Origin of the sequence: Komagataeibacter saccharivorans (genome assembly GCF_003207825.1) — a bacterium.
Taxonomy (GTDB): domain Bacteria; phylum Pseudomonadota; class Alphaproteobacteria; order Acetobacterales; family Acetobacteraceae; genus Komagataeibacter; species Komagataeibacter saccharivorans.
The window spans coordinates 1-1,326 of record NZ_NKTY01000078.1; the positions used below are offsets into that span (position 1 = coordinate 1).

Consider the following 1,326-nt stretch of genomic DNA (forward strand, 5'->3'; position numbering starts at 1 on the left):
TGAACTGCCCCGAGTTTACCGGAGAGTAAAACTCTCGGAGGATGATCCCTATGGTAGAGAAGAAGAAGACATCGCGTTATTCGCCTGAGTTCCTTGAGCGCGCTGTGCGCCTTCTGGACGAGCATCGCTTGGATTACCCAAGCCTATCGGCGGCCTGTCGCGAGATTGATGGCAAGCTGGGCTGCTCGGGCGACAGCCTGCATGACTGATGGAAGCAGGCCCGGCGGGACGCGGGTGCGCAACTGGGGCCGACCACGGCCGAGACGGCACGAATCAAGGCGTTGGAGCGGGAGGTTCGTGAACTGCGTCAGGCCAATGAGATCCTCAAGAAGGCCTCGGCTTATTTTGCTCAGGCGGAGCTCGACCGCCCGTTTCGCAAATGATCGCGTTTATTGAAGCCTACCGTGCCGATTACGGGGGCGAGCCAATCTGTCGCGTTCTGCCGATTGCCCCGTCCACGTTTTACCAGCAGGCGGTCATGGCAAGAGATCCGACCAGGGCCAGCCCGCGTGCGCGGCGCGATAGGGAGTTGATGGAACATATCCGTCGGATCTGGCAGGATAATCGTGCTGTTTATGGTGCGCGCAAGGTCTGGCACAGCCTGCAGCGTGAGGGGCGACAGGTTGCACGCTGCACTGTTGAGCGCCTGATGCGGCAGATGGGTCTGAAGGGTGTAATCCGGGGCCGGAAGGTCATCATGACCCGTCCGGATACGGCGCGACCCTGTCCCGATGACAGGGTCAACCGGCAGTTCCGGGCCGAGAGCCCCAACCAGCTATGGGTTTCAGACTTTACCTATGTCCAGACCTGGAATGGCATGGTCTATGTGGCGTTCGTCATTGATGTGTTCGCCCGCAGGATCGTGGGCTGGAAGGTCTCGACTTCCATGACCACCCAGTTCGTGCTCGATGCCCTTGAACAGGCCATCTGGCAACGAAAGCCCACGGGAAACAAGGCGCTGATCCATCATTCGGACCGTGGATCACAATACCTGTCGATCCGCTACACCGAACGCCTGGCGCTGGCTGACATCGACGCCTCGGTCGGCACGGTTGGTGACAGCTACGACAATGCACTGGCTGAGACCATCAACGGTTTATATAAGGCCGAGGTCATCCATCATCTGGGGCCATGGAAATCCATGGCGCAGGTCGAATGGGAAACCCTCAAATGGGTGGACTGGTACAATAACCGACGCCTGCTGGCGCCAATCGGCTACAGGCCTCCCGCCGAAGCCGAACGCGCCTTCTATGCAGATCAGAGCAGGCTTGATATCGCTGCCTGATTACTGAACAAATCGCTCTCCGGTAAACTCGGGGCAGTTCA

General features: G+C 59.0%; 1 pseudogene and 1 other annotated feature. The pseudogene reads left to right on the plus strand.

The annotated features are described in order from the left end of the window. Window positions 1-50: 50 nt before the first annotated feature. A pseudogene (locus CFR79_RS15380) lies at window positions 51-1,285 on the plus strand (IS3 family transposase). Continuing rightward, window positions 338-454: a sequence feature (AL1L pseudoknot), on the plus strand. Its footprint overlaps the pseudogene before it by 117 nt. Window positions 1,286-1,326: the final 41 nt, after the last annotated feature.